This window comes from Fibrella aestuarina BUZ 2, from assembly GCF_000331105.1.
GTDB classification, from domain to species: domain Bacteria; phylum Bacteroidota; class Bacteroidia; order Cytophagales; family Spirosomataceae; genus Fibrella; species Fibrella aestuarina.
In genome coordinates, this window is record NC_020054.1 from 803,515 (window position 1) to 830,424 (window position 26,910).

The 26,910-nt window shown below is 56.7% G+C and carries 22 protein-coding genes; 11 read left to right on the forward strand and 11 right to left on the reverse strand.

Annotated elements, in window-relative coordinates; genetic code table 11:
- Positions 1–78 precede the first annotated feature (78 nt).
- On the reverse strand, positions 79–1,575 hold the full coding sequence (locus FAES_RS03160) for a BatD family protein (RefSeq protein WP_041257468.1): 1,497 nt from the start codon (positions 1,573–1,575) through the stop codon (positions 79–81).
- 130 nt (positions 1,576–1,705) lie between these two features.
- Between FAES_RS03160 and FAES_RS03165 the strand changes: the two genes are divergently transcribed.
- The gene (locus tag FAES_RS03165; protein ID WP_015329747.1) at positions 1,706–1,909 is read left to right on the forward strand and encodes a hypothetical protein; all 204 of its coding nucleotides are present in this window, start codon (positions 1,706–1,708) and stop codon (positions 1,907–1,909) included.
- A 340-nt stretch (positions 1,910–2,249) separates the two neighbouring features.
- Positions 2,250–5,654, forward strand: a complete 3,405-nt coding sequence (secA, locus tag FAES_RS03170) for a preprotein translocase subunit SecA (RefSeq protein ID WP_015329748.1) — start codon at positions 2,250–2,252, stop codon at positions 5,652–5,654.
- Between the two features lie 93 nt (positions 5,655–5,747).
- Here secA and FAES_RS03175 read toward each other — a convergent pair whose 3' ends face one another.
- Positions 5,748–6,449: an HAD family hydrolase gene (locus FAES_RS03175; RefSeq protein ID WP_041257470.1), complete on the reverse strand. Its 702-nt coding sequence runs from the start codon at positions 6,447–6,449 to the stop codon at positions 5,748–5,750.
- A gap of 234 nt (positions 6,450–6,683) precedes the next feature.
- Here FAES_RS03175 and FAES_RS03180 point away from each other — a divergent pair, with 234 nt between their 5' ends.
- The 4 genes from FAES_RS03180 (at position 6,684) to FAES_RS03195 (ending at position 9,856) form a co-directional block, all read left to right on the forward strand.
- The gene (locus FAES_RS03180; RefSeq protein ID WP_015329750.1) at positions 6,684–7,829 is read left to right on the forward strand and encodes a DUF922 domain-containing protein; all 1,146 of its coding nucleotides are present in this window, start codon (positions 6,684–6,686) and stop codon (positions 7,827–7,829) included.
- 187 nt (positions 7,830–8,016) lie between these two features.
- Positions 8,017–9,135: a glycosyltransferase gene (locus FAES_RS03185; protein ID WP_015329751.1), complete on the forward strand. Its 1,119-nt coding sequence runs from the start codon at positions 8,017–8,019 to the stop codon at positions 9,133–9,135.
- Positions 9,136–9,192: 57 nt separating this feature from the next.
- Positions 9,193–9,456, forward strand: a complete 264-nt coding sequence (locus FAES_RS03190; protein WP_041257472.1) for a hypothetical protein — start codon at positions 9,193–9,195, stop codon at positions 9,454–9,456.
- The gene (locus FAES_RS03195; protein WP_041257474.1) at positions 9,446–9,856 is read left to right on the forward strand and encodes a putative toxin-antitoxin system toxin component, PIN family; all 411 of its coding nucleotides are present in this window, start codon (positions 9,446–9,448) and stop codon (positions 9,854–9,856) included. Before FAES_RS03190 ends, FAES_RS03195 begins: the two co-directional genes overlap by 11 nt.
- A gap of 119 nt (positions 9,857–9,975) precedes the next feature.
- On the opposite strand, the gene rnr is transcribed toward FAES_RS03195, so the two are convergent.
- The 4 genes from rnr to FAES_RS03215 form a co-directional block, all read right to left on the reverse strand.
- A complete protein-coding gene (gene rnr / locus FAES_RS03200; RefSeq protein ID WP_041257476.1) occupies positions 9,976–12,462 on the reverse strand; it encodes a ribonuclease R in 2,487 nt (828 codons plus the stop codon).
- A 76-nt stretch (positions 12,463–12,538) separates the two neighbouring features.
- Positions 12,539–12,943, reverse strand: coding sequence for a hypothetical protein (locus tag FAES_RS29935; protein WP_015329755.1), 405 nt, complete (start codon positions 12,941–12,943; stop codon positions 12,539–12,541).
- Between the two features lie 55 nt (positions 12,944–12,998).
- Positions 12,999–13,718: a lipoyl(octanoyl) transferase LipB gene (gene lipB / locus FAES_RS03210; protein WP_015329756.1), complete on the reverse strand. Its 720-nt coding sequence runs from the start codon at positions 13,716–13,718 to the stop codon at positions 12,999–13,001.
- Positions 13,719–13,766: 48 nt separating this feature from the next.
- The gene (locus FAES_RS03215; protein ID WP_015329757.1) at positions 13,767–14,438 is read right to left on the reverse strand and encodes an AlbA family DNA-binding domain-containing protein; all 672 of its coding nucleotides are present in this window, start codon (positions 14,436–14,438) and stop codon (positions 13,767–13,769) included.
- Positions 14,439–14,608: 170 nt separating this feature from the next.
- On the opposite strand from FAES_RS03215, the gene FAES_RS03220 reads away from it, so the two are divergent.
- On the forward strand, positions 14,609–15,052 hold the full coding sequence (locus FAES_RS03220; protein ID WP_015329758.1) for a sterol desaturase family protein: 444 nt from the start codon (positions 14,609–14,611) through the stop codon (positions 15,050–15,052).
- Complete coding sequence (locus FAES_RS03225; RefSeq protein ID WP_015329759.1) at positions 15,049–16,710, forward strand: glycerol-3-phosphate dehydrogenase/oxidase; 1,662 nt, start codon at positions 15,049–15,051, stop codon at positions 16,708–16,710. Before FAES_RS03220 ends, FAES_RS03225 begins: the two co-directional genes overlap by 4 nt.
- An 82-nt stretch (positions 16,711–16,792) precedes the next feature.
- Here FAES_RS03225 and FAES_RS03230 read toward each other — a convergent pair whose 3' ends face one another.
- From FAES_RS03230 to FAES_RS03250, 5 genes are all read right to left on the reverse strand, one after another.
- Positions 16,793–17,557: a glycosyltransferase family 2 protein gene (locus FAES_RS03230; RefSeq protein WP_015329760.1), complete on the reverse strand. Its 765-nt coding sequence runs from the start codon at positions 17,555–17,557 to the stop codon at positions 16,793–16,795.
- 97 nt (positions 17,558–17,654) lie between these two features.
- The gene (locus FAES_RS03235; RefSeq protein ID WP_015329761.1) at positions 17,655–18,599 is read right to left on the reverse strand and encodes an aldo/keto reductase; all 945 of its coding nucleotides are present in this window, start codon (positions 18,597–18,599) and stop codon (positions 17,655–17,657) included.
- A gap of 107 nt (positions 18,600–18,706) precedes the next feature.
- Positions 18,707–19,495: a TauD/TfdA family dioxygenase gene (locus FAES_RS03240; RefSeq protein ID WP_015329762.1), complete on the reverse strand. Its 789-nt coding sequence runs from the start codon at positions 19,493–19,495 to the stop codon at positions 18,707–18,709.
- A 267-nt stretch (positions 19,496–19,762) separates the two neighbouring features.
- Positions 19,763–21,865 carry a BatA domain-containing protein gene (locus tag FAES_RS03245; protein ID WP_015329763.1) on the reverse strand — a complete coding sequence of 701 codons (2,103 nt, stop codon included), beginning with the start codon at positions 21,863–21,865 and terminating at the stop codon, positions 19,763–19,765.
- A gap of 89 nt (positions 21,866–21,954) precedes the next feature.
- Positions 21,955–23,181 carry a bifunctional 3,4-dihydroxy-2-butanone-4-phosphate synthase/GTP cyclohydrolase II gene (locus FAES_RS03250; protein WP_015329764.1) on the reverse strand — a complete coding sequence of 409 codons (1,227 nt, stop codon included), beginning with the start codon at positions 23,179–23,181 and terminating at the stop codon, positions 21,955–21,957.
- Between the two features lie 336 nt (positions 23,182–23,517).
- On the opposite strand from FAES_RS03250, the gene FAES_RS03255 reads away from it, so the two are divergent.
- From FAES_RS03255 to FAES_RS03265, 3 genes are all read left to right on the forward strand, one after another.
- Positions 23,518–25,362, forward strand: a complete 1,845-nt coding sequence (locus FAES_RS03255) for a T9SS type B sorting domain-containing protein (RefSeq protein ID WP_041257478.1) — start codon at positions 23,518–23,520, stop codon at positions 25,360–25,362.
- Positions 25,363–25,472: 110 nt separating this feature from the next.
- Positions 25,473–25,820, forward strand: a complete 348-nt coding sequence (locus tag FAES_RS03260) for a YbaB/EbfC family nucleoid-associated protein (protein ID WP_015329766.1) — start codon at positions 25,473–25,475, stop codon at positions 25,818–25,820.
- 55 nt (positions 25,821–25,875) lie between these two features.
- A complete protein-coding gene (locus tag FAES_RS03265; RefSeq protein ID WP_015329767.1) occupies positions 25,876–26,877 on the forward strand; it encodes a glycosyltransferase family 2 protein in 1,002 nt (333 codons plus the stop codon).
- Positions 26,878–26,910: the final 33 nt, after the last annotated feature.

Here is a 26,910-nt window from a genome sequence, read left to right on the forward strand (position 1 = left end):
TTTCGTTTAACGGTCAAGGGTCAGCGTTCGACCAAGTCACTACGGCTCTCGAGCAACTTTCAACGGCAAACGCTGAACTCATTTCCTGGCAAAGACAAACAACGTACCCAGAATCATGATGATGATAAGCACGTTGGCAATGGCCCGAACCAGCACGGGCCAATTCACCGATTGCTCGGCGCTGTCGGTTTGTTCCAGCCCCGCGTAGATCGACGGGCGACCTGCCTGATCGAGGGTGTCAGACGGCACGATGCCCGTTGCCAGGCTATCGGTGGCTTCCCCAACGCGAAGCACCAAACGGGGGCGCAACGTATCGTACCGGCCAATCTGGGGGTCGAAATAAACCCAGAAAAACCGATTAGCCAACGCCACCGGGCCTTTTTGCTTCGGAATCAGAAAGTAGCGAAACGACTTATAGCCACTCACGGCCGCGCCCACCCGCCCAATCTGTTCCTGCGATTGTGGCGGAAAGACGTCGAGGCCATCGCCCACATTGACAAGTTGGGGCGCCTGTATACTGGCAATATTACCCTGCCCTTCGATCCGAATATCGTAGCGCACACTCTGACCAACGCCCACTCGGCTACGGTCGGCTTCGTCGATCAGGCGAAATGAACCTACCGATACGGCCCCCGTTTGGCCGCTTCGGCCGGGTAGGGGCTGCACCATCACTTGCACGGGTTCACTCGTAAACGCCACCTCATCGGCCTGTGGGCTGGATGCCGTGGCCGCCCGCCCCGTTTGCGAGCCCGGCCCGGTCGGCTGAACGGGTGTGGGGCTCAGGCGCGACACCCGCAACGATACCGCCGGGAGCGTAATCGTCCGGGGGAGGCCGGTGCGAGTCGCCAATGGAAAAAACGTGGCCGAATAAACCGGGTACTCCACGTACCGCTGCCCGTTGAGTAGGGTAGGGCGGGGCCGCAGTTCGCTGATGTTGTCGTTTTCCTCCCAGGCGTTAACCGGCCTCAGTTGCCGGGTTAGCAACTCCACCTGCTGGGCCAGCCGGTCGAAACGCAGTTCATAGGGGTAGTTTTCGGCCACGTAAAAAGACACCCTGACATGCAGCCCCTGCCCGGTGTAGAGCCTGGTGTAATTTACGGTCGTCTGCAAGAAGGCCGTCCGTTTGTCGGTTTTTGCCTTGGCCAGGGCGGTTGCTGAGAGCGCCGATGTGGATGTGGCGGCGGTTGTGGAAGGCCGTACGATGAGTTGCGCGCCGGGTGAGCGCACCGTCTGCCCGTCGACGGTAACCGTAAAGGGAGCAAGCCGAAACGTACCTGGCTGGGTAGCCGCATAGGTCTGAACAACAACCTGACTAACTACCTCGCGGCCGCCAAATTCACTGCGGCTCGAACTGTACGACGTCCCCTGTTTGACGAAACCCGCAATGGCCGGAAAAGCGATAGTAGGGCGGGTTTCACTGTCTCGAACGATAATTGAAATGGTAAAGGGCCGTTCAATAGTAAAACTGGTTGCACTTAACTCGATAACAATTGGATTATCAGTGGATTGGGCAAAAACGCTGGTTTTCTCATGGAAATATAATGCAAAAACTAATATGAATATTCCAAGTTTCATATACATTTGTCAGCAACAAACTGACCGGAAGCCCGTTACAATGATAACGAGATTCTAGCTCAGTCTGGGCTGTTTCGAATTCCCTCTTTCCACCAGAGCCTTAGTCTTTAATCAAAAAAACGAATGCAGTATGGCCTCCATGCTTGAGTACGTTAAACTAATTCTTCAAAAGGTCAGCTTTGACCGTCAGTTGTTTGAAAAAGAATTAAAAAAAGCACTTCAGACCCTGGTAGGTGACGAAGTGAAGCAACTTAAACAGTGGTGTTATGCGCAATTTGGGCGGATGTATCGGGTCGTTTTGAACCGTTGTTTCTCGCGTACCCGACTGGCGTGATCATTGGATAGACTTGACAACCAGGCCTTCCCCAGCGGGGAAGGCCTTTTTATTAGTAACCCAACGCGTTGGCATAGCACCTGCCCGGCGTCCTGACAATCTGTCTGACACTGACCGGTTGGGCTGATTATTGCCAAGGCATAGGCTGACGGATTCGGAGTCACTAACCCGCCCCAAACCAGGGTAGGCGTGGGGTATGCCCGGTGGCCGTTAGCAGGTGTGTCCCAGTGGCCTACCAACATTCCCGGCATTATCTGTTAATTTTGTAAACGGAAAAGTAACGACGAGCTGATCAGCCTGTTGGCTTCGCGGATAGCCTGACCAGCCTCTTTATAGCTAAATGAGTAATTTCATCACGAAAAGTATCGCCAAACTATTTGGCACCAAGTCGCAACGCGATTTGAAAGAGTTGACGCCCTATGTAGAGCAGATCAACGCCGAGTTTGCGCGCTTGAAAGACCTCTCGAACGACGAGCTGCGGGCTATTTCGGCCCAGCTACGTACCCAGATCGCCGACGAACTGATGCCCATCGACGAGCAGATCGCCGGGTTGCGGCAGCAGGTTGCCGACGATCCCGATATGGACGTCGATCGCAAGCAGTCGCTGTTTAGCGAGGTCGACCGGCTCGAAAAAGACCGGAACAAAGAACTGGAGCGCGTGCTGTTGGCCATCCTGCCCCTTGCCTTCGCCGTGGTTAAAGAAACCGCCCGCCGCTTTGCGGAAAACGAGTCGCTCGAGGTAACCGCCACCGACTACGACCGTGAACTGGCGATGCGCAAGAAGAGTATCCGGATCGACGGTGACAAAGCCTATTGGGCCAACACCTGGGATGCTGCTGGTAACACCATCCGCTGGGACATGGTGCACTACGATGTGCAGCTGATCGGTGGGGTGGTGCTGCATACGGGTAAAATCGCCGAGATGGCCACGGGTGAGGGGAAGACGCTCGTATCGACGCTGCCCGCTTTCCTGAACGCGTTGGGCGGCCGGGGTGTGCACATTGTAACGGTCAACGACTACCTCGCCAAGCGTGACTCGGAGTGGAACGGCCCCCTGTTTGAGTTTCATGGCCTGCGCGTGGATTGCATCGACAAGCACCAGCCCAACTCGGAAGCGCGCAAAAACGCCTACCTCGCCGACATCACCTACGGCACCAACAACGAATTTGGCTTCGATTACCTGCGCGACAACATGGCCCGCACGCCCGACGAACTCGTGCAGCGGAAGCACCACTTCGCTATGGTCGATGAGGTTGACTCCGTGCTGATCGATGACGCCCGGACGCCCCTGATCATTTCGGGACCCGTGCCGCGCGGCGACGAGCAGGATTATGCCGAACTGAAACCCCGCGTGTCGCGCGTGGTGGAGGCCCAGCGCCGTCTTGTGAATGATCTGCTGGTAGAAGCCCGTAAGAAAATTGCCGCTGGCGATGAAAAGGAAGGCGGTCTGGCGCTGTTCCGGGCCTACCGTGGCCTACCCAAAAACAAACCCCTCATCAAGCTGCTCAGCGAAACGGGGGTACGTCAGGTGCTGCAAAAAACCGAAGGTATCTATCTGGCCGAAAACCAGAAGCTGATGCCCGAAGCTGATTCGCCCCTGTTCTTCACCATCGATGAACGTAACAACAGCATCGAGCTGACCGAAAAGGGAATCGACTACATCACCGGCAACGGCGAAGACCCGAATTTCTTTATCCTGCCCGACCTGTCGATCGACATCAACATGATCGAGAAGAGCGGCGATTTCAGCGAGCAGGAGAAAATTCTGCGTAAGGAAGCCGTGATCCGCGACTACGCCGTGAAGACGCAGCGCATCAACACGGTCAACCAGTTGCTGAAAGCCTACTGCCTGTTTGAGCGCGATGTGGAATACATCATTCAGGAAGGCAAGGTGAAGATTGTGGATGAGCAGACGGGCCGGATCATGGAAGGGCGCCGCTGGTCAGATGGGCTGCACCAGGCCGTGGAAGCGAAAGAAGGCGTGAAAGTTGAAGACGCCACCCAGACCTACGCGACCATTACGCTACAGAACTATTTCCGGATGTACCACAAGCTGTGTGGTATGACCGGTACGGCCGAGACGGAAGCCTCTGAATTCTGGCAGATCTACAAACTCGACGTGGTGGCCATCCCGACCAACCGCGCCATAAGCCGTAAAGATCAGGAAGACAAGGTATATCGTTCGGTTCGGGAGAAATACAACGCCGTCGTCGACGAGATCGTTGAACTGGTGGGCAAAGGGCGTCCGGTGCTGGTGGGTACCACCTCGGTGGAAAACTCGGAGCTGCTAAGCCGCCTGCTGACGTTGCGGAAAATCCAGCACCAGGTATTGAACGCCAAATACCACCAGCGCGAGGCCGAAATCGTGGCCGAAGCGGGTAAGCCCGGCACCGTAACCATCGCCACCAACATGGCTGGCCGGGGTACAGATATCAAGCTCACCGCCGAATCAAAAGCGTCGGGTGGTCTGGCCATCATCGGTACGGAACGCCACGAGTCGCGGCGCGTCGACCGGCAGCTACGCGGCCGGGCGGGTCGTCAGGGTGACCCAGGTACGTCACAGTTCTTCGTTTCGCTCGAAGATAGCCTGATGCGTTTGTTCGGGTCGGAGCGTATCGCCAAACTGATGGACCGCATGGGGCTGGAAGAAGGCGAGGTTATCCAGCACTCGATGATCACCAACTCGATCGAACGGGCGCAGAAGAAAGTTGAAGAAAACAACTTCGGCGTGCGGAAGCGGTTGCTCGAATACGACGACGTGATGAACTACCAGCGGACGGCCATCTACGACCGTCGGCGCAACGCCCTCTTCGGCGAGCGGCTTCCACTCGACATCGCCAATACCATGTATGACGTGGTGGAAGAGGTTGTCAACAATGCCGAGGGTGATTTCGAGGTGGTGAAACTACAACTGCTGACCAACCTCGGTCTCGACACGCAACTGTCGCAGGGTGATTTCTTCAAGCTGAAAAAAGCCGATCAGATCAACAAACTGTACAGCGAGGCGGAGCAGCATTACCAGGCCAAAAACCACGCGGTAGCCGAAAAAATGCTGCCCGTTCTGACGCAGGTGTTGGAGCAGCAGGGCCAGTTCATCAAGAACATCGTGGTGCCGTTTACCGATGGCGTCCACGACCTGCAGGTCGTAACTGACCTCCGGTTGGCTGTCGAAACGGGTGGCCGCGAAGTGGTGCGCGAAATGGAGAAATCGGTAACGCTGTCGCTCATCGATCAGGAGTGGAAAGAACACCTCCGCGAAATGGACGATCTAAAGCAGTCGGTACAGAACGCCGTATTCGAGCAGAAAGACCCGCTGTTGGTGTACAAATTCGAGTCGGTCGAGCTGTTCAAACGATTCCTCAGCAAAGTCAACTTCGACACGATCAGCTTCCTGGCCAAAGCCGATATTCCGGCCGAAGATGCGCAGGAGGTGCAGCAGGAAATCCAGTCGGCCCCGGCGCAACGCCGCCCCGAGCCGATGCCCGAACTGCACACCAATATCGAAGATTTCGACGACGATCATCTGGCCAGCGGCCCCGAAGAATATGCCCGCCGGATGGCGGCTAACAACGCGGCGGGGGCCGGTGCACCTCCCATGCCCAAGCAGTTGCCGGTTCGTAACGCCAAGATTGACCGCAACGCCCGCGTGACGGTGCAGTACATCGACGGCACGGTGAAGAAAGACGTGAAATACAAGAGCGTCGAAGCCGACATTATGAGCGGTAAAGCCATGCTGGTTGAGTAAACCTGTTTAATAGATACAATAGATACCAAAACGAAACCGGCCCCGACTCTTGCGAATCGGGGCCGGTTTCGTTTTGAGCAACTGCGCGCGAAGTCAACGGGTCGTTGTAAGCCACTCCAGTACATCGCGGATGCTGTCCAGTTGCACATACTCGCCCAACTGGTAATTGTCGGGCAGCTTTTCGAAGTGCCAGGTCGTGTGATACGGGATGTGAATGGCCTGCCCGCCTATGTTGACAACGGGCAGAATATCGGATTTAAGCGAATTGCCAATCATCAGGAAGTCAGCCGGTTCCACGGAGTAGCGCGACAGGATACGCCGGTAAGCGGCTTCGTGCTTTTCGCTTACGATCTCGACGTGACTGAAATACTGCCCCACCCCCGAACGGGCCAGCTTGCTCTCCTGATCAAGCAGGTCGCCTTTGGTCAACACCATCAATTCGTGGTCGGCACTCAGGGTCTGAAGCACCTCTTCCACGCCGTCGATAAGGGCAATCGGAAAGCGTAGCAGTTCCTTGCCCAAATCAATAATCTGCTGAATATGCGTGCCACGTACCTGTTCGTCGGTCAGGCGGATCGCCACTTCGATCATCGACAGCATGAAGCCCTTAGCCCCATAGCCCATCAGATGAAGGTTTTCGGCCTGTACGTCGATCAGTACCTGATTGATTTGGTCGTCGGTGCCGAACTGCCTGAGTAGCGAACGGAGCTCTTCTTCTGCCTCATCGAACAGCGGTTGATTGGCCCAAAGGGTATCATCGGCGTCGAAGGCGATTAACTTGGGAAACGGTCTCATACAGGTGCAAAAGTAGCGCAAGCCTGTCACCCGCCCACCACATAACCCGGCCCATTGACCCGAAAAGGAGGCATCGATCTGGCGTAGTTGAAGATAACAACGTACCCGAACACCGGTCATCGGCAACGAACAAATCGCGCCAGATCAGCAGGAGAACCGAGCCTTTGTCGCGGCACGATTGGGCGGTTGGCTGCGTTATATATATGTGGGGCCGCACTACTGGCCTAAACCCCTATGTATCTGATTATAAATAAGTTTGCGATCGGTGGGTTGGCGTTGGTTGGGCTCTTGTTCGGGGGCAGCGTGATGAATCCTACCGGCCCCGCCAACGCCCGAATCACCAGCCTCCACGTACCGCCTCTGCCCGCCGTCATCCAGCTCCGGCCCGAGCCGCTGCCCTTTACCCCAACAGAATTTTACGTAGCCGACGTGCTCGACCAACGGGCTGAGAAAACGCCTTTTGCCAACCTGATTCTGCGCCCTGATAAACCCGCTGAACCCGTTGATTTGCAGGGCGGAACAGGCCCGGCTTTGGAACAATACATTGGTCAGATTGTGCGCCGGAATACCAAATTGCGCCCGATTGTGCTGCGCGTAACGGCGGGTAAACTGATCGAAACCGCTGGCCCGCGCGGTAGCGTCAGCGGCAAACTCGCGCTCACGCTGGCCTTCGACGTGCGTCGTGAAGACGAAAATCTGTCGCTGGTCACCTTTCAGGGCAACGCCCGCTACCAGCGCCCCGTTGGCCAGACCGACGTGATTGAACGCACCATCCGGCAGAGCGTCAATGAGGGGCTGCGATACCTGAATAACTACATGAACAAAGAGGTCGACAACGTACCTGCGCTGGCGGGTAAACTGGCGGTATCGCTTACTGACGTGAAAACACGTACCCCCGCTAGCAGCGACACGGTCTTCTATGACCCCGACCGGCCCCTGACCTGGGATGATTTCCGGGCGTTACCCCCAGTCAACAACCGCTATGCCGCGCAGATTATGCCCGGTGTGTCGTATGAGGGCAAAAGTCAGGTAGAAAAGGGGACCGTCAACGTGCGGCTGAAACTGAAAGTGTTCATGCTGAAAAGCCAGTCGTGGGTTAAGCCCATCGGCCACAACGACTACGCCCTGAACCACGAGCAGCGGCATTTCGACCTTGCGCGGCTGGCGATGGAAGAATTCAAGCAGATTCTCAACCCCGACAGTCTGTCGCTCAATGATTACAACAGCAATATCCAATATCGCTACATCGAGATGTATCGGGAATTGGGGAAACGGCAGCAACAATACGACGACGAAACCCGCCACGGCATCGATGAGGGAGCGCAGGCTCGCTGGAACGCCCAGATCGACCGGGAACTGCGTCGGTATGGCTACAAGTAGCCTGCCCGCCAACCGAGACGTAGATCGTCAATGGCGATTTTAATATGTTGCCGATTTTGGCGACCACGATCGATCAATTTTGCCGAATTAGCTAAGTCGTTAAGCAAGACACGGTTTGTCATCGATTTTCAAGGTAAAGTCAGCCGTATGCCTGACTATTGCGTAAGCTGCCGATGATGACCGACTGATGCGCCCCCGTGTTCTGCACATTACAACCGCCCACCGCCCCCATGACCCCCGCATTGTTTACAAGCAATGCCCGGCTTTGGCCGACACGTATGAGGTTTGGTGCGCCATCCCCGATGCCGACCCGGCGGTGGCCCCGAACGTGCGGTTTATCACCCTGCCCTACTACGAGCAGGTTATCTGGCGCATCCTGCTCACCTGCCCGCTAATTGTCTGGAAATGCTGGCGGCTCCGGCCCGACGTGCTGCATTTCTACGTACCTGAGTTTATCCCGTTTGCGTTCCTGTTCCGCCTGCGTGGTACCCGGCTGATCTACGAAGTGCAGGAGAACCTATTCAAGAAAATGCACCTGAAGACCCGTAATAAAAGCTGGCTCCTCACCCGCGCCTTTGCCGGGCTTGATCAGCTTGCGCGGCGCTACTGTTACTGCGTATTCACCGAACACGGCTACCTGACCACCTACACCAACCTGCGGAAACCGTCGGTAGTGGTGTATAACTATGCTTCGCTGCCGTTGCTGGAGCCTTTCCGAAGCTCTTATAATCCACACACAGCGCCTTACTCGTTCTTTTACATTGGCTGGCTCAGCATGGAGCGTGCTTTCGATACCCTGCTGGCTTCGTTCAATCATCTACAGGGAACGTACCCGGATTTCGTCGTGCATCTGTTTGGCCGACAAACCTTCTCGCAGGCTACCCTCAACGCCAATCCCGATTATCAGGCGGTGAAGCCGAAACTGCGCTTCTACGGCTACACCGATCAGCAGCGGGCCCTTCCATACGCCAAAGGCGCCGTTGCCGGATTGGCGCTGCTCAAACCCGTCGGCGACTACCCCGAATCCTACACGACGAAGCTCTTTGAGTACATGGCGCTGGGCCTGCCTGTCATCACCGCCGATTTCCCGCTCTACAAAGACGTTGTCGAGCGGCACAATTGTGGTTTCTGCGTATCGCCTTACGATCCCGAGGCCGTAGCGGCGGCGCTAACGTACCTGATCGCCCACCCCGACGAGGCCCACGCAATGGGCCAACGGGGCCGCCTCGCCGTTGAACAGCAGTACAACTGGACTACCGAAGCCGACAAACTACGGGCATTCTACCGCGAGGTGATAGGCGCTTGAGAGTGAACTCATTATAACTAGTGTTGTTATGCTGAAAACAGCTAAATCGTATTGCTTATGAACGCTCTTCGACAGATTGTAAGCCCACAGAATGGTCGTCTGTCTATCGATGTACCCAGGGGATTGGAAGATCAGGCATTCGAGGTTATTGTAGTCCCATTAGGACAGATGAGCAGCCCCTTAATAAATGCGCTTAAAGTTGCCAATAATGAGCAATTGAGTACTGCTTTCTGGCAGGCTACGGAGGCTATGCAACAGCAGGCTACGCAAAATGGGCTGACCCCCGAGCGGCTTGATCAATTGCTGAGTGATGAAGACTGATCGTTTTGTCTTTGATACAAATACACTGATTAGCGCCGTCATTTTACCGAAGTCAACCGCGGCGCTCGCGCTTCAAAAGGCAGAGAATAGTGGTTTTTTATTTACGTCGACCGATACGTTTGCCGAGTTAGAATCTGTATTAGCCCGTCCCAAGTTCGATCGGTACATTCCGTTGTCAATTCGGCAGGGGTTCTTACAGCGTTATAAAGCCCTGGCCCTGTTTCTGACCATATCGCAACCGGTGACGGATTGCCGTGATCCTAAAGACAACAAGTTTCTTGAATTAGCGCTGTCCGCCGACGCTCATTATTTGATTACTGGTGACAACGACTTACTGGAGTTGCATCCATATCGAAACACGCAGATCATTTCGGCGTCCCAATTTCTAGTACTCACTTAACGTACCTGATCGCCTGCCTGGCTGGAACCGGGCGTTACGGCTTGCGAAGCCTCAAGCTAAAAAGGGCTAACGTTGATCAACGTTAGCCCTTTTTTTACGATTAATGAGCGGTCTCGTTTCTACCGGCTGCGGCCACCGCGGCGATTCTGGCCTTTGGGAGCGGTGCCTTTGGTGCGTTTGGTTTCATCGCCAGCAGCTTTGCGGGCGCGGGTTTCGTTGCGCGCGTTGCCCGATGAGCCACTAAACTTGCGGCTCGCCCGGCGGTCGGCTAGGCTATCGCCGTCGTCGTTACCCGATCGGCGTGACGTGCCCCGGTCAGGTGCCGTTTGGGCATTATCACGGACGAGGGCAAAGTCGATGCTGCGGCGGGCGAGGTTTGTTTCCTTCACCTTCACCGTGACCGAATCGCCGAAGGTGTACATCTTCTTGCTCTTACGGCCAATGATGCGGTAGTTGTCTTTATCGTACTCGTAGAAATCGTCGGTGAGGTCCTGCATGCGCACCAGACCTTCGCAACTATTCTCGGGAATCTCGACGAAGAAGCCAAACTCGGTGACCCCGGCAATAACGCCCTCAAATTCCTGATCGGCGGGCATCCGGCTCATAAACTCGACCTGCTTGTACTTGATGCTGGCGCGTTCGGCTTCGGCGGCGGCTTTTTCCCGCTCCGACGAATGCTTGCATCGGCTTTCCAGCGCCTCCTGATCCACCGAGCGGCCCCGGTCGAGGTAATGCTGAAGCAGGCGGTGCGCCATCATGTCGGGGTAACGGCGAATGGGCGACGTGAAGTGCGAATAGCGCCGGAACGCCAACCCAAAGTGGCCAATGTCGTCGGTGCTGTAGCGCGCTTTCGACATCGTCCGGACGGCCAGTTGCGACAGCATCGTTTGCTCGGGCTTACCCTCGATATCGGCCATAAACTTGTTCATGGCGGTCGACAGTTTGTCTGACGTGACGTTGAGCTTGTAGCCCAACTTCCGGGCGAAATCGGCAAAGACCTGTAGCTTATCCTCGTTGGGGCCTTCGTGTACGCGGTACACCATCGTGTTTTCGTCGGGCCCTTTCGAGAGGCTCACCACAAATTCGGCCACGCGCTTGTTCGCCAGCAGCATAAACTCTTCGATGAGCTTGTTGGTGTCCTGCCGAATCTTGGGCACGACCGCCAGCGGTACGCCGTTTTCGTCGAGCTTGAAGCGCACTTCGGGTGTCTCGAAGTTGATGGCCCCGTGGCGGAATCGCTGATCGCGCAGTTTGTGCGCCAGTTCGTTGAGCAACGTCAGCTCCTTCACAAAATCCCCTTCGCCAGCATTCAGAATGGCCTGGGCTTCTTCGTATGAAAACCGGCGGTCGGAGTGGATGGCGGTGCGGCCAAACCATTCAGCCTCGATCTTGGCGTCGGTCGTCAATTCAAAAACGGCCGAGAAGGTCAGCTTGTCTTCGTGCGGACGCAGCGAACACACGCCGTTCGACAGCTTTTCGGGCAACATCGGCACCACCCGGTCAACCAGGTACACCGACGTGGCCCGTTTGTATGCTTCTTCTTCCAGTTCTGTGCCGGGCAGTACGTAGTGCGTTACGTCGGCGATGTGGACACCAATTTCGTAGTTGCCGTTGTCGAGATACCGAACCGACAGTGCATCATCGAAATCTTTGGCGTCGACGGGGTCAATCGTGAACGTGGTGACACCCCGGAAATCACGCCGCCGGGCAATTTCTGCCTCGTCGATCGTCACCGGGATCTCCTCGGATTCGCGTTCGACCTCGGCCGGGAATTCGTTCGGCAGGCCAAATTCGGCCAGAATCGCGTGCATCTCGGTATTGTGCTCACCGGCCTTACCCAGCACCGTAACGACTTCGCCTTCAAAAAGGCCGTCTTCGTCACCGGCGTCGGGGTAGCGGGTCAGGCGCACCAGCACTTTCTCGTTCAGCACGGCCCCGCCCAGTTTATCGTCGGGAATCAGGATGTCGTGGTAAATCCGGCGGCTGTCGGGCACGACAGCGAGGCCTTTACCCCGCTTTTCCAACGTACCCACGAGCTCGGGCCGACCCCGTTTGGCAATGCTGGCCACGCGGCCCACCAGCCGCTTGCTGATTTGCCGGGTGCCGCGCTGCCGCGAATCGCTGAAGACGACGACCCGTACCTGATCGCCATCGATGGCTCCGCCGAGGTCTTCGGCCGGGATCCAGATGTCTTTGTCGCGATCACGGATGGTGTTGTCGGGGACGATAAACGCAAAGTTGGGGCTCACGTGCTCAACCGTACCGAGAATGGTGTTTTTATCGCGCTGTTCGTTGAACTGATAGCGCCCATCGGGCAGGCGGGTCAGGCGGCCCTGATCAGCCAGATCACCCACGATCTGTTGTACAATTCGTTTCAGCCGCAGATCATGAACCTCAAAATTGTCCATGACCTCCATGGTCGACCAGGGTTGCGCAGGATTGATTTCAAAAAACGCCGCGACATCGTTGGCCAGTTCATCGACATACGACATGGGTTGGCGGGGTTGGGCTTCCTGCCCAGACGGCTTGCGCCGGTTCGATGGTTTGCCGGGGCCCTTTGCGGAGCCTTTGGCGGGGCGGTTATAGTTGGTTTGTTTAGGTCTCATGTGAAATGGCAGGGGGCGTGGGGCTCGGGGCAATGGACTGTTTGTTTCCACTGCCTGTTGCGTCAGGCCCGCCGCCTCAAACGTGTAATATCCCTTCCAGCCCAAGCGCCGGTACGTTGACCAGGTGCGACTCGGTGATGCTGTCGGGGACGAAGATGAATTTTTTGTCGTAAATCTGGGAGCCAATAAAATAACTGACCCAGTATTCATTATTCAGGTGAAAAACGTCGGGCATGATGGTCTCGATTACCTCATGCTGACCAGGTTGCAGGCTGACGAAATAGTGGCGGAGCGTCGCGGTTTTTTGCTCTTCGCCATTTTTCTCGCCGTAGCCTCTTGAGGTAACAAACACGTTTTCAATTGGTTGTTGATTCTGATTGATCAGGAAAACCTGCCAGTCATATTGGTTCAGTTCGTTCAATTTGCGAGCCACAACCACTTGTATGCCCTCAACAGGTAAGAAAGCAATGTCTTTTTTCATGAAGTAAACGATAGAACGCAGATGACGCAGATCGGACGGATCGACGCGGCTTACCTCAACGTTCCATTTTCATCTCAAATAACTCAATCAGGTGTGTTTGCACGCGCTCGGCTACGTCGGGTAGCGGGACAACGTACCCAAGCTCCTGCTGCATCGACGTAACGGCTTTGTCGGCAATGCCACAGGGTACAATATGATCGAAATAACGCAGATCGGTGTTGACGTTCAGCGCAAAGCCGTGCATCGTTACCCAACGGCTCGCTTTCACGCCCATCGCACAGATTTTGCGGGGACCGGCCTCGTCGTCGAGCCACACGCCGGTGAGGCCGGCAATGCGCCCCGCCACGATGCCGTAGTCGGTCAGCGTCAGGATAATCGCTTCTTCGAGCAGCCGCATGTAGCGGTGGATATCGGTGAAGAAATTGTCCAGATCCAGAATGGGATAGCCGACCAGTTGGCCGGGGCCGTGGTAGGTGATATCGCCACCCCGGTTGATGCGGTGGTAGGTCGCGCCGATCTGCTTCAGAAACTCGTCGTTGGCCAGCAGGTGCGCCTCATGCCCGCTCTTGCCCAGCGTGTACACGTGCGGGTGTTCGCAGAAAAGCAAGTAATTGGGCGTGGGTTGTTGCTCATCGGGCGAGAGGCCCCGATTGGCCACCTTACGGGCTACCGTATCGGCAAAAATCCGTTCCTGCTCATCCCAGGCCGTCTGGTAGTCGATCAGGCCCAAATCACGTACCTGAATGACTTTGTTCTGAAGTGTAGTCGTCAACATAACTACCTACAGAACACCGAAAAGGCTCAGGTACGTTCAGTGTGGTGCTTACCCCACCACCTTACTGGTGTACTTGTCCATGACATCACTGGGGTGGATGTCGAGCACATTGGCTAGCACGAGCAACACCAGCGTACGGGAGGCAATCTTGCGGGGGATGTTGGCCAGCATCGCAAACGAATCGACCGTGATCGACGGGTGCTGAACCAGGTGCTGCATGAGTACGCGCTCTTTGTCGCCGTAGGTGAAGCGCACATTTCGGTCGGCGCGTTCGGCTTTCAGAATCTCGCGCACCTCCTTACTGGCCTGCACCGACTTGTCGGCCACCCGCACATACACCTTCCGGTTGTCGGGGTCGGCGGGGTCGGGCAGCACATAGTGGGGCCGGTGGGGGCTGCGGGGAATATGAAACACCAGCACCTCGCGCTCGTCGTGCAGCGAGACGCGTTCAAGCGTGTACGGAATCGCCGGAAAGCACAGCTTTTCAATGGCCCGCACCAGCAGGTATTCGTCTTCGTCAGCGTATTTGAGGCCTGGGATGCTGCGGTCATCGCCAACGCCGATCAGGAGTGTACCGCCATCTGTGTTGGCGAAGGCGACGACTTCCCGAACTATCTTGTCGGGATGGTTGGTCTTGAGTTTAAACTCAAGTGAGTGGCCCTCGCCCTGGCGAACCAGGTCTTTGAGAGCCTTATAGTCGAGAGTTGATCTGCCCACCATACTGCGTTTCGATCACACCTAAATGTACGACCCTTCGGCGAAATTGCAAGCGTAACCTACACAATAGGCAAACGCCCGAAAATAAGCAACATCGCCAACGTATCGCTCGCCAACTTTATGCCGGCGTTGGTCGTTACTCAATCAAACGCGATTACTTTATAAACGCAAAAATGCTCGTAAACGTTGTCATCGCACTCGCCACTCTCGTCACGATGGAGGGGGTCGCCTGGTTCACCCACAAATACATCATGCACGGTATTATGTGGAACTGGCATCATTCGCACCACAACCACCACAAAGGCTTTTTCGAAGTAAACGACTTATTCAGTGTGGTGTTTAGTTTCGTAGCTACCGGTCTGGTAGTGGTGGGCATGGAAGTGTCTTCGCTCTGGTTTCTGGCCCCGATTGGTGCGGGCGTCACGCTCTACGGAATTGGCTACTTCGTCTTTCACGATGTCATTGTGCATCGGCGTATAAAGATCAATTTCAAGACGAAAAACCCGTACTTACTCCGTATTATGCGGGCCCATTACGTGCACCACAAAGTGCACACGCGCGAAGGAGCCGAAGCGTTTGGCTTCCTGTATGCGCCGAAGAAATACGACAAAAAATGAACCGCGTTTCCCACCTGAACCGGCTGCGGACCGAACCGTTTGATGTGTGCATTATAGGGGCTGGGGCTTCCGGTGCGGGTTGTGCCGCCGATGCGGCAAGCCGTGGTTTGCGCGTAGCCCTGCTCGAAGCTGACGACTTTGGTGCCGGTACGTCAGGTACGTCGACCAAGCTGGTGCACGGTGGCGTTCGGTATCTGGAACAGGCCGTCAAAACGGCTGATCCCAAACAACTGGCACTGGTGCGGAAGGCGTTGCATGAACGGCGTACGCTACTGCACATTGCGCCGCACCTCTGCCATCCGCTGGCGCTGGTCACGCCCTGCGCTACACTGCTGGAAGGCTGGTATTACGCCATAGGACTGAAAATCTACGATTGGCTGGCCGGTAGCCGCCGCATGGCCCCCAGCCGCTGGCTCAACAAACGCGAAGCCCTACGCCACTTTCCCGCCTTCAACGCCAACAAGCTAAACAGCGCCGTACTGTATTACGACGGGCAGTTCGACGACGTTCGGCTGAACCTGAGTCTGGTGCAAACGGCCGTCAAGCACGGTGCAGCGGCGGTAAACCACATCCGGGCGGCGAGTTGGGAGACCAATACGAACGGAAAACTGACGGCAATTCGGGCGGTGGACAAACTAACCGGCGAGTCGCTAACCATCCGGGCCGACCTTTTCATCAATGCTACCGGCACCCACGCCGATCAGCTCCGGCAAGAGGCTAACTCTGGTCAGGGACGGCGGATGCGGGCGAGCAAAGGGGCTCATGCGGTGCTGCCCGCCAACGCGTTGCCGATGACCACCGGTACAACAGAGCAGGCCGCGTTGCTCGTGCCCAAGACGCACGATGGACGGGTGCTCTTTGCCATTCCCTGGCGCGGCCAATGGCTGATCGGCACTACCGACACCGAAGCCGAACCGACCGATACCCCCACCTTACTGCCCGAAGAGGCCACCTATTTACTGGAGCACGTCAACGAACTGGTGACGAAACCTGTGCCGGTAGAGGCCGTGACGGGTGGTTTTGCTGGCCTGCGACCTTTGCTGCAGGCCGACCCCAACGCTAGTAGTAAAGCACTGGTGCGCGACCATGAGGTCGAAGTCGACGAACGGTCGGGGTTGGTCAGTATTATGGGGGGGAAATGGACGACCTACCGGTTGATGGCGCAGGAAACCATTGATGTATGCTGCCAACGTCTGGGTAAATCGCCCGCGTGCGTGACCGAAACGTTGCTGCTCCAGGGGGCGGATGGCTTCAACAAGCAGTACGTGCAGCATCTGGCCGACAGCTACCCCGAATACCCAACCGACGTGTTGGCGCATCTGGCCAACACCTACGGTACCGATGCGCTGGCTGTGCTGCGGTTGCTGCGCGAAGAACACGAGTGGATTGCCCGGCTGGCGCCCAATCATCCCTTCATTGAGGCGGAAGTTATTTACGCCGCGCGCCAGGAAATGGCCCAAACGCTGCCTGACGTGCTGATGCGGCGCATTCGACTCGGCCTGATCGACTGGCAGGCGACGCTAACCGCCATTCCCCGCACAGCGCAACTCCTCGCCGTCGAGCGCGGCTGGACGCCTGAGCAACGTACCCAGCAGGAGACGGAATTCCGCGCGCATATCGAGTTGTTGATGGGGTCTTTGTTAATGAATAATGCATGATGAATAGTGCACAATTGGCTGCGTGCGCAAGCTTTTAATCGGCATCGCCATTATACATTGTGCATCATACATTGTTCATTCCCTACCGGCTCACCTCAACCGCCGGTTTGACGGTTTTCTTTTTGTAATCGCCGCGTGAGAACGTTTTCTCGATCCAGCAATAAAGCAGGATGAAGAAATACCGGCTCCCCATCTCCTTGATTTTCAGCTTCGACTCGCCGTACTTCCGGTTTGTCCAGCTATTGGGGACTACCTCATAATTGTAGCCGCGCACGATGGCTTTCAGCGGCAGTTCGACCGTAAGGTTAAAATGGGGCGACAGAAACGGCTTGAGCCCTTCCATCGTTTCGCGACGGTAGAGTTTAAACGCGTTGGTGGTGTCGTCGTAGCGAATGCCCATCATAATCCGGATGATGAAATTGGCCACTCGGTTGATCACCTTCTTCACGCCGGGGTAGTCGATGACTTTGCCCCCTTTCTGCCAGCGAGAGCCAAACACGGCGTCGGTGCCGGTTTCGCGCATTTTGTGGTAATACTTGACCAGGTCCTCTGGGTCGTCGGACATATCGGCCATGAAAACGGCCACGCAGTCGCCGCTGAAGCGTTCGAGGCCGTACCGTACTGCATAGCCAAAGCCGTTGGGGCCGAGGTTGGTAAACACCACGAGCGTCGGGATTTGCTGTTGCAGGTTTTGCAGTACAGCCAGCGTGTTATCCTTCGAGTTGTCGTTGGTCACGCAGATTTCGTGGTCGATACCATGCTTCACCAGTGTCTGGTAAAGAGTTTCCAGGGTCTGCGTAATCGACTCTTCTTCGTTGTAGGCCGGGATAACGACGCTTAGCTTCATAGGGATGCTGACAGGATGTACGAGACTAATTGATCGGAAGATAGCGTAAAAAGAAAAGCCTTACCTGCGACATATCCGGCCAAAAGTTTCCGCAAAGTTACGCCGGTTTCCAGTGCGCTGGTACGTCGGGTACGGCTTGTTTGATGGCCTCGAGGCTCTCAGTGGGCAAAACACCCTGTTGAGCGGCCGCAACATGGGCCAAGACGTGCTCGGAGCGGCGCATGCCCGGGATGACAACCGAAACGCGCGGATGGCTCAGGCAAAACCGCAGGGCCGAGGCACTGATGCCGCCCGGTAGCTGATCCAGAAAGGCCAGTTGGCGCACGCTGTTTAGCAGCCAATCGCGGTCGCGATCGGGGAGATAGTGGCGGTATTGGTCGGTTGCGAAAGTCGGATCCTGCGTCAGGTACGTTGTTTTCAGAAAACCCGACGCCAGCGGTACCCGCGCAATGAACTGGTAGGCATCAGCGGCGGGATGCGTAAACAGCAGGTCTTCGGCCCGGCGATCCAGCGCGTTGTAAATCACTTCAAGGACCGACCCAAAGCCCGCTTCCATCACGCGCCGGGCACCATACACCGACCGGGAACTGACGCCATACGCCCGAATCTTACCCGCCTGAACCAGCTTTTCGTAGGGAGCCGGGTCGTACGTGGCCCAGTCGAACGCATCGGGCGGGCTGTGTAACAACAGGATGTCGAGGGTATCGCGCTGCAAACGGCGCAGGCTGGCGTCGACGGCTTCGGTCAGGTACGTTGGGCTATAATCCTGATAAGGTTGATTGGCATCGTCGCGGCGGTTGCCGAATTTGGTGCAAACGACCACATCAGCCGCCGGTTGTTGAGCCAACGCGTTGCCCAGCCAGGTTTCGGCCTGACCCTGCCCGTAGCTATCGGCGGTATCAAAAAAGCGAATGCCCGCGTCGAGCGCCTTCAGGATCGCCTGCGCCGCCTCGGCTTCGTCGGCCGCACCCCAGCCCGTGGGCTTGTCGTTGACGTAACTCGGCCCGCCAAACTGCCAGGTACCAAACCCTAGTTGTGCCATAATGGAATGAGTGAAAGACAGAAAGAGCGAACGAGTGATGCTGTACAGGTACGTTCCCTGTCAAAGCCCATCACTCGTTCGCTCTTTCTGTCTTTCACTCTTTAGTATTACGCTTCTACCGTCGCGGGCGTCAGGATGATTTTGCCTTTGATGAGGCTGCGCTGACCCGGATACTCGGCGAAGAAGGCGTTGCGGCCGTGCATCACCCGGTCGTCGTGGAAGAAAACGCACTCGCCTTCTTGCAACTGCACCGGCGTAATGATACCCGCTTCCATCACACGCGTTTCGAGAAATTTGTGCCAGCGATCCACCAGATCAAGTGCTTCGGGCGTGTTGTCGTCGCGGTCGACGCAGAAGAAGTTGAAGTTGGCCAGATAGCCGCCTTCGCCGTCTTCGTAGAGGCACTTGCGCACTTTACGCTGACCACCTTTCTGGTGCACCACGTCGGTAGTCAGCAGGTCGTTGAGCAGTTTTTCTTCGCCGTCGAGCTTGAGGCATTCGATGAGCAGGGGCAGGTCAACGAAGGTCGTGGCGCCGCCCAGCTTGGCCCGTGAGGCACAGTAGAAGAAATTGACCGCTTCTTCGCCGTTCAGCTCCACATACGAGTCGTCAGTGTGCAGGGGCTGACGGGTGTTGCTCGACCGGTACCGATCCGGAATCTCCGGGTTGTAGGTGATGTCGATCCAGCGGTTGTTCACCTGTTGGCCCGTCGCGATGTCTTCATCGGCCGCATGAATTTTACCAATTGTCTCCGACAGGTGGCTGTAAAATTCGTGGACCGGCATATCGGGCTTGAAATCGACGAGCTGCACAACGCGGTTAGCGAGAACCGCCTGCTTCACGTTCTCGATGGTTTCATCGAGGGTGGTATAGGTGACTTTGGCAAAGAAGTTCATGTGTGTACGTGTCTGTGTATGTGTTGGTTCGATGTGATTAGTCGGCAAGGTACGCAACGAACAGTCAGGTTGTGGCGGCGGCAATCAACTGCCAATCTGATTGTTATCAACCCGTCGTGGGCGGGGCCGGTGCGAAACGTACCTGCCAGCGCAGTTGCGTATATATCAACCGGTACTACAAGCAACGGTGCCCAGATGTTCCGCAAATCAGCTTTTTTAAGCGAACGGTTTTCGCCTACCTAACTAGACCGCTGTGGTGTTGTGGGGTCACCGAAGGAACCGGATAATGCCGATTTCGAACAGCAGAAAGGCCAGCGCCGCGATCAGAAAATAGGGCCAGAGGTTAGTGCCCACATTTTCGCGCTCCAGTACCTGCACAAAATCGCGGTCCTGCGCGCTATCGAATACCTCGACATTTGCCTGCCCGGCAAAGGCCTGCCGAAGCTCCGCCGGGCTGTAAAAATTCATCTGCGACTCGGCCCGGCCGTGGTTGAGGGCCACGATGCGCTCGGTTTGGGGTTGCCCGTTAGCATCGGTTCGTTGTAACTCAAAAAAGCCCGCCTCGATCGACTGCCCGGCATTGAGCTGGTTGGCCTTGGGTAGTTCCAGCGTTAGCTGATTGCCTACTACCCGTTGCACCGGAATAAATTCGAACGCTTTGTTCTTCAGCTTGTACACCGCCTGATCGGTAGCCTGCCCGGTGCCGGCCCGGGTGGGCAGCGTCAGCAGGTTGTCGTCGAAGGTGTAGGCCACGCGTTGCGGCCGCACGCTTAGCGCGGCCATTTTGTACATCAGCGGCACAAAGAGGGCGTGTTGGGCCAGATTGCCATAGTCGGGGCTGAGTGGGCTGGCCAGTAGGTACAGTTGGCCCTGCTGCCGGTTGCCGTTGGATACGCGCGACTGCGTCAGAAACGCCTGCCCACTGCGGAGGGTCAACAGGCGGTCGCCGCTGGCCCACTGCCAGACGGGCGTAGCCTGTGGCATGTTGAGGCTTTCTTGCTGAAAACCCTGCTGAAATACGTCGGAAAAGAACGGATTGCGCCGGTCGGGCTCGGCTACCGGCAATGGTGTGGCCCCTGCCGATGAAACAACCTGCAAACCAGGTACGTTGAGCGCGGCCAGAAACGGCCCATAACTACCCTGATCGGGCTGTGAGGGCGGAATCACGACCAGGCTACCACCCTGCCGGGCAAACTGCTCCAACTCGGTGCGCAACGTACCGGCGATCTGCGCCACGCCTTCGAGCACGACCAAGTCGGTGCCTTTCAACTGCCCCACGTCGAAGTTCTGGGCGGTAAACTGCCGGAAGCTAAAGAGGCTATCGTTGTCGAAAACCGCCTGCACATAATCCGACGGGCTGCGTTGGCCGTAGAGGTGCAACACCCGGATAGCGGGCGACGCTTCGAGCGTAAAATAATATTCGTTGTCGAACGTAACGGGGAAGTCGTCGAAGACCACGCGGCCCCGGTGAAAGCCCTTCTTCGTCACGTTGATGGTCATGGCTACGTCGCCGGTGCCGTTGGCGGGTAGGTTAACCGAGGCCGTTGACACCTGCACGTCATCGATGTAGAGCCGGATGGGCAGGTTCTGCACGGCTTCTTTGCCGCTGTTCTGAAGCCGCACGTTCAGGCTATTGTTCTGCTGCTCGCGGATAAACGGCGTACCCAGCCAGACCGAATCGACGGCCACGTTGCGCACGGCCTGCGCCTGAATCGGTACCAGAAAGAGCCGATCGGCGGTGTCGATTTTAAGGCGGCTTAGGTCGCCAGCAGTGCTTTTCTGGAAATCGGAGAACCAAAACAACTGATGCCCGGCGCCCCGGTTGGTTGCCGCCAGCAGGTTGCGCTGCCGCCGGTATACGGCATCGAGCGTGCGCGGCGTCTGCGCCAGTTTGATCGACGTGACGCGATCGCGCAGGTCTTCGGCGTTGGTGGTTTGCTGCTCAGCGGCTGAAAAATCGTTGGTGAGCAGTTGCAGCGACGTGGCGTTGCGAAAGAGCGTCAGCAATTCATCGAGTTTCCCGACGGCAATGTCGATATACCGCTTTTCGTTCTGCTCGTTCTGCATGCTGAACGAGTTGTCGACATAGAAGCTGGTAATGCCCTGTCGCTTGAGGCCCATGGCACTCTTCGACGCCTTGAAGGGCTGGGCAAAGGCCATGACCAGCGCCGCCAGAAACAGGCAGCGTGCCGCCAGCACCAGCCAATGCCGCAGCCGCCGAAACGACCGGGTGTTGGTCTGCACCGACTGTAGCAGGGCCACGTTGGTGAAAAACACCCGCCGGGTACGTCGGAAGTTAAAAAAGTGAATGGCAATCGGGATGGTTAGCCCCAATAAACCCCACAGAAAAGACGGGAAAAGGAAACTCATGAAGAGGAGAAGGGACGTTCAATGGTCAACGCTCAACGTGTACGCTTATTCAATAAAGTACATAAACGCTGAACATTGAACGCCAGACGTTAAACCTTATTCAATAGGTGCCCCATTTTATCACGCTTTGTTGCTAAATAACGCTCATTATGGGGGTTACTGGGCATTTCAATTGGCACGGTATCTACAATTTCCAGGCCATAGCCCATCAGGCCCGCGCGTTTCTTCGGGTTGTTGGAGATGAGACGGAGCTTGTGGACGTTCAGGTCGCGCAGGATTTGCGCCCCCACGCCATAATCGCGGGCATCCATCGGCAGGCCCAGGTCCAGATTGGCTTCCACGGTGTCGCGGCCCATTTCCTGCAGTTTATAGGCTTTCAGTTTGTTGATCAGGCCAATGCCGCGCCCTTCCTGAAACATGTAGAGCACCACGCCTTTGCCTTCGCGCTCAACCATTTCCATGGCCGCGTGGAGCTGCCCGCCGCAGTCACAACGGCACGAACCGAAAATGTCGCCCGTGACGCAGGACGAGTGTACGCGCACCAGCACGGGTTCGCCCGGCTCCCAGGTGCCTTTCACCAGCGCCAGGTGAGTGTCGTCGGTGTTGCTTTGTTTAAAGGCGATGAGGTCGAAGTGGCCCCATTCGGTTGGCATATCCACACCGATTTCGCGGCGGATAAGGCTCTCGGTGCGTAGGCGGTAGGCGATCAGGTCCTGAATGCTGATGAGCTTCATGCCGAAGCGATCGGCCATCACACGCAGCTCGGGCAGCCGGGCCATCGTCCCATCTTCGTTCAGCACTTCGATCAGCACCCCGGCGGGTTTCAAGCCCGCCAGCCGCGCCAGATCAACGGCCGCTTCGGTATGCCCCGCCCGACGGATAACGCCCCCTTCGACGGCCCGCAACGGGAAAATATGGCCGGGACGGCCTAACTCATCGGGGTTGGTGTCAGGATCGACCAACGCGCGAATGGTCTTCGACCGATCGGAAGCTGAAATGCCCGTGGTGCACCCATGCCCCAGCAAATCGACCGACACGGTAAACGGCGTGGTGTGGACCGACGTGTTGTTGCCCACCATCATATCGAGACCAAGTTCGTCGCAACGCTCAATGGTCAGCGGGGCGCACATGAGGCCCCGCGCTTCTTTGATCATGAAATTGACCAGCTCAGGCGTGATGGTTTCTGCCGCGCAGATCATGTCGCCTTCGTTTTCCCGGTCTTCGTCATCAACCACCAAAACGATCTTACCGGCGCGTATGTCGGCGATCGCCTCCTCTATAGTATCCAGGTGGATAATCGTAGTATCTTTGTTCATAGCATGTAGCCGTTGGCTTTACCGAATAGTGGCCTGTTTTTTGTGACGAACTGGTCAGACTCAGGTACGTTGCGGAGGCCCAGGTGGCTTACGAGGGTAAAACGGGTTCTGACAAAGATACGTTTCGTCCGATGCGAAAACGGCGCAATCGACGTTAGGAAGTCAGATCATTTAAGTAGTTGTTATACGAAAGAGCAATACGTTGTGAGCGCAATTTTTTACAGGCTTTTGGCGGTTGGTGCCCTTTGGAGCTGCCTGTTTTTTAGTGTCCATACGGCGTGGGGTCAATGTCCGACAGGTAGTTATCCAGGCGACCCCAACGTTGGCTCGTTTACTGTGCCCGCAAAAGTTTGTCTGGGACAGCCTATCACCGTATCGGGCTTACCCACCGATGTGAAGAATCCGGGTTATGCCTATCAGTACGACGGAAAAACCCCCGCCGTGAATGTCAACACCATTTCTACAACGACATTTACGTACACCCAACCCGGTAGCTTCACCATTTTGCAGAAAGCCAACCGGGCGCAGGGCACGATTGCCTGCCGCACCGTCGAAGTGATTCAGCCCAAACCCATCGAGTTTACAGCCAAAGTCTGTTCGGCCCTGAGCACTACGCTGACATATAACTTGACGGCTGAAACCGCCACGTATGACGTCATCACCATTACGTGGGGCGACGGGTCGAGTGATACGTACCCAACACCGGGGCCTAAAACGGTCGTCCATACTTACGCCAACACGCAGTCGCGTACGGTCACCGTACGCGGGCTGATCACCGGTGCTAGCGGCTGTCAAGGGCCGTCGTCACAGACAGTGGTGGTTCCCCAAAATGCATCCTCGGCCGTGAATCCGGTTATCAATTCACTGATCTCGTCGGATAATGCCATCACGCTGCGCTACCAGGCGCCGACGGGCACGACAGCGGAGATCCTGCGCAAAGACGCGGGTGGCAGTGCCTTTGTCAACGCGGGGCTGATTAGCCCGGGCAGCCCGTTTACGGTGGCCGCTCCTTCCGATAAAGTAACCTGCTTTCAGGTGGTGGCTAAAGATGCCTGCGGTGTCGAGCGGCGGTCGTCGGAAGTGTGTAGCCTGGTGCTCAACGCGCAGGCCGGCGACCGGCAGAACAAGCTCAACTGGATTCCCTACAGCGGCACCTACGACAGTTTCCGGGGCTATCGCATTTACCGCAATGGTGGCGCGCCACTCGTCGGTGGGTTGCCCTCGGGACAGAGTGCCTACGCCGATGCCTTCAACATTCAATGCGGCGATCGCTACTGCTACCGGCTGGAAGCGACACTAACCAACCCGCCTGTTACACCCGACCAAACGATCGTCACCTCGGCCGAGTCGTGCGTGACGGGCGTCGATGCAGGCACTATTGCGGGACCCGCGTCGGTGTTCGTCTCGGTGCAGGGTGATGGCGTCTACGTGAAGTCGGCCCTGCCCCAGCCGCAGACAACGCCAGCGGCCGTGTACACGCTGGTAGTGGCCCGCGCCAATCAGTTCGGTGGTCCGTTTACCGATCTGGGCACCAGCAACGACCTGACCTATACCGACAAAACCGCCAGCACCGGTACGCAGAGCTACTGCTACCAGACGGCCGTCATCAACAAGTGTGGCAGTAAATCAGCCTATACCAAACCGGCCTGCTCGATCCTGCTGACGGTTGGCCCCGATGGGGTATTGCGCTGGAATAAAGATTCGCCGTTTTCCGATCAGTCGCCCGGCTCGTACCTCATCGTCCAGATCGACCCCAACACGGGACAGCCCGATAACAAGTTCGATATTGGCCGGGTGACGCAATACACGCCCGATCCGCAAAGTCAGGTGACACAGTATCAGGTCGTAGCCGTTGACTCGAAGGGCATCGAGAGCTATTCGAACCCGATTGATGTGCAACTGGCTCCGCGGTTGTTTGTCCCGACGGCCTTCTCACCCAACGGCGACACGCAGAACAACGAATTCATACCCAAGGGTATGTTCTGGAATGAGTTAGACATGACGCTGTTCGACCGGTGGGGCAACGTGGTGTACAACACGACCAACAAAGACGATAAGGGCTGGAACGGCGACGTAAACGGGCAGCCTGCACAATCGGGCTATTACACGTATCGCATCAAGATCAAGGATGTAAACGGTAAGACCTACGAACGGACCGGCCGCTTTCTGCTCATCCGATGAACTGAAACGAACCGAACGATGTGTAATGAACAAGGTATAAAGAATGATGCGCCCCCGGCGGACCGCATTGTTCATTATACACTATACATTACTCCTTGTTCAGTAAAGCTATGTTTGGAAATCTTGGCGATATGATGGGCATGATGGGGAAGATGAAGGAAATCCAGGCCAAAATGAAAGCGGCCCAGGATAGCCTCAACACCATCAGTGCCACCGGCGAATCGGGCGCAGGCCTGGTTCGGGCCACCGTAAATGGCCAGAAACAACTCATCCAACTCGACATCGACCCCGATCTGGTCAAGCCGGATGATCGTGAAATGCTTCAGGATCTGATCGTGGCGGCCATCAACAAGGCGATGGATAACGTCGAGCCGAAAATTAAGGCGCACATCCAGCAGGCCACCGAGGGGCTGCTGCCCAACATTCCCGGCATGGACTTGGGTAACCTGATGGGATAAAGGATTGGCAACGTAGCGGCGTACCGTACAGATGACGCGGCGGTGCCATCATAGTATGCAGTTAGCCATTGTTATTCTGAATTATAACGGGCGGGATTTCCTGGCCCGGTTCCTGCCGTCGGTGTTAGCACACGCCGACGGCTTTTCGGTTTATGTGGCCGATAACGCCAGCACCGACGATTCGGTAACGTACCTGCGCGCGCAGTTTCCGCAGGTACGTATACTGCAACTGCCCACCAACGAGGGCTACGCCGGTGGCTACAACACCGCCCTCCGGCAGATCGACGCCGAGTTTTATTGCCTGCTCAATTCCGACGTTGAGGTGTCGCCCAACTGGATCCGGCCCGTGCTCGACCTGTTTGCGGCCAACCCCAAGGCTGTCGCCTGCCAGCCCAAGATTAGGATGCACGCCCAACCCGAGCTGTTCGAGTATGCGGGCGGAGCCGGTGGCTACCTCGACTGGCTGGGCTTTGCCGGTTGCCGGGGCCGCCTGTTCGATACGCTCGAGCCCGATACGGGCCAGTACGACGACGACCGGCGGGTGTTCTGGGCGTCGGGGGCGTGCCTGTTTGTGCAGGCGTCGGTCTTCCACGAAACGGGCGGGTTCGACGCGTCGTTTTTCGCGCATATGGAAGAAATCGACTGGTGCTGGCGGGTGCAGCGGCTGGGCTACGAAGTCTGGACCTGCGGTGGCTCGGTGGTGTACCATGTGGGGGCCGGTACGCTGGCAAAAACCAACCCGAAAAAGACGTACCTGAACTACCGCAATAGCCTCGCGATGCTGTACAAAAACCTACCGCAACGCAATCCGTGGGGGTTACTGCTGTTTCGCCTGATCGTGGATGGCCTCTCGGCGGCGCCATTGCTGCTACGTGGCGAACTGGCAGCCATCTGGGCCATCATCCGGGCACATTTCGCGTTCTACGGCTGGCTCCCCCGGCTCCGGCCGCAGCGGCAGGCCCTGGCACGGCAGGCTACCACCACCGTACCGCTTTTCCCCAAAAGCTTTATCTGGGCCTACTTCGTCAAAGGCATCCGCCGCTTCGCTGATTTGTAGGGGGCTCGGGGCAGGGGATAGATCGACGACCTT